A 2,944-nucleotide genomic window follows, 5' to 3' on the forward strand; every position below is an offset into this window, starting at 1 on the left:
AAGGTTAAGTTAGAAAGGGCGCACGGCGGATGCCTTGGCACTAGGAGCCTATGAAGGACGGCACTAACACCGATATGCTCCGGGGAGCTGTAAGTAAGCTTTGATCCGGAGATTTCCGAATGGGGAAACCCACTGCCCATAATGGGGTAGTACGTTTACGTGAATACATAGCGTAAACGAGGCAGACCCGGAGAACTGAAACATCTAAGTATCCGGAGGAAGAGAAAGAAAATTCGATTCCCTGAGTAGCGGCGAGCGAAACGGGAATAGCCCAAACCAGGAAGCTTGCTTCCTGGGGTTGTAGGACACTCTATACGGAGTTACAAAGGAATGGATTAGGCGAAGCGACCTGGAAAGGTCCGCCATAGCGGGTAAAAGCCCCGTAGTCGAAAATCCATTCTCTCCAGAGTGGATCCTGAGTACGGCGGAACACGTGAAATTCCGTCGGAATCCGGGAGGACCATCTCCCAAGGCTAAATACTCCCTAGTGACCGATAGTGAACCAGTACCGTGAGGGAAAGGTGAAAAGCACCCCGGAAGGGGAGTGAAATAGAACCTGAAACCGTGTGCCTACAAGTTGTCAGAGCCCGTTAATGGGTGATGGCGTGCCTTTTGTAGAATGAACCGGCGAGTTACGATTCCATGCAAGGTTAAGCAGTGAATGCGGAGCCGCAGCGAAAGCGAGTCTGAATAGGGCGAATGAGTATGGGGTCGTAGACCCGAAACCAGGTGATCTACCCATGTCCAGGGTGAAGGTAAGGTAACACTTACTGGAGGCCCGAACCCACGTACGTTGAAAAGTGCGGGGATGAGGTGTGGGTAGCGGTGAAATTCCAATCGAACCTGGAGATAGCTGGTTCTCTCCGAAATAGCTTTAGGGCTAGCCTCAAACGAAAGAATCTCGGAGGTAGAGCACTGTTTGGACTAGGGGCCCATCCCGGGTTACCGAATTCAGACAAACTCCGAATGCCGATGATTTATGTTTGGGAGTCAGACTGCGGGTGATAAGATCCGTAGTCGAGAGGGAAACAGCCCAGACCACCAGTTAAGGTCCCCAAGTATTCGTTAAGTGGAAAAGGATGTGGCGTTGCCCAGACAACCAGGATGTTGGCTTAGAAGCAGCCATCATTTAAAGAGTGCGTAATAGCTCACTGGTCGAGTGGCGCTGCGCCGAAAATGTACCGGGGCTAAACGAATCACCGAAACTGTGGATTGACACCTTTGGTGTCAGTGGTAGGAGAGCGTTCCAAGGGCGTTGAAGCTGGACCGTAAGGACTGGTGGAGCGCTTGGAAGTGAGAATGCCGGTATGAGTAGCGAAAGAAGGGTGAGAATCCCTTCCACCGAATGCCTAAGGTTTCCTGAGGAAGGCTCGTCCGCTCAGGGTTAGTCGGGACCTAAGTCGAGGCCGAAAGGCGTAGACGATGGACAACAGGTTGATATTCCTGTACCACCTCCCCGCCGTTTGAGCAATGGGGGGACGCAGTAGGATAGGGTGAGCGCGCTGTTGGTTATGCGCGTCTAAGCAGTGAGGTGTGGAATGAGGCAAATCCCGTTCCTATAACATTGAGCTGTGATGGCGAGGGGAATTATCCCCGGAGTCCCTGATTTCACACTGCCAAGAAAAGCCTCTAGCGAGGCGGGAGGTGCCCGTACCGCAAACCGACACAGGTAGGCGAGGAGAGAATCCTAAGGTGATCGAGAGAACTCTCGTTAAGGAACTCGGCAAAATGACCCCGTAACTTCGGGAGAAGGGGTGCTCTGTTAGGGTGTTAAAGCCCGAGAGAGCCGCAGTGAATAGGCCCAGGCGACTGTTTAGCAAAAACACAGGTCTCTGCAAAACCGTAAGGTGAAGTATAGGGGCTGACGCCTGCCCGGTGCTGGAAGGTTAAGAGGAGAGGTTAGCGCAAGCGAAGCTTCGAATTGAAGCCCCAGTAAACGGCGGCCGTAACTATAACGGTCCTAAGGTAGCGAAATTCCTTGTCGGGTAAGTTCCGACCCGCACGAAAGGCGTAACGATCTGGGCACTGTCTCAACGAGAGACTCGGTGAAATTATAATACCTGTGAAGATGCAGGTTACCCGCGACAGGACGGAAAGACCCCGTGGAGCTTTACTGTAACCTGATATTGAATTCCGATGCAGCCTGTACAGGATAGGTAGGAGCCTTGGAATCCGGAGCGCCAGCTTCGGAGGAGGCGCTGGTGGGATACTACCCTGGCTGTATTGGACTTCTAACCCATGCCCCTGATCGGGGCAGGAGACAGTGTCAGGCGGACAGTTTGACTGGGGCGGTCGCCTCCTAAAGTGTAACGGAGGCGCCCAAAGGTTCCCTCAGAATGGTTGGACATCATTCGCAGAGTGCAAAGGCATAAGGGAGCTTGACTGCGAGACCTACAAGTCGAGCAGGGTCGAAAGACGGGCTTAGTGATCCGGTGGTTCCGCATGGAAGGGCCATCGCTCAACGGATAAAAGCTACCCCGGGGATAACAGGCTTATCTCCCCCAAGAGTCCACATCGACGGGGAGGTTTGGCACCTCGATGTCGGCTCATCGCATCCTGGGGCTGTAGTCGGTCCCAAGGGTTGGGCTGTTCGCCCATTAAAGCGGTACGCGAGCTGGGTTCAGAACGTCGTGAGACAGTTCGGTCCCTATCCGTCGCGGGCGCAGGAAATTTGAGAGGAGCTGTCCTTAGTACGAGAGGACCGGGATGGACACACCGCTGGTGTACCAGTTGTCTTGCCAAAGGCATCGCTGGGTAGCTATGTGTGGACGGGATAAATGCTGAAAGCATCTAAGCATGAAGCCCCCCTCGAGATGAGATTTCCCATTACGCAAGTAAGTAAGATCCCTCAAAGAAGATGAGGTTGATAGGTCTGGGGTGGAAGCGCGGCGACGTGTGGAGCTGACAGATACTAATCGATCGAGGACTTAACCTTGATTAAAAA

The 2,944-nt window shown here is 53.3% G+C and carries 1 rRNA gene; it reads left to right on the forward strand.

Features of this window, described 5'->3' with window-relative positions:
* The first annotated feature begins 2 nt into the window (after positions 1-2).
* Positions 3-2,935, forward strand: a 23S ribosomal RNA gene (locus tag MHZ95_RS20700).
* The last annotated feature ends 9 nt before the right edge of the window (positions 2,936-2,944 follow it).

The organism is Sporosarcina sp. ACRSM, from assembly GCF_022346545.1.
GTDB lineage: Bacteria > Bacillota > Bacilli > Bacillales_A > Planococcaceae > Sporosarcina.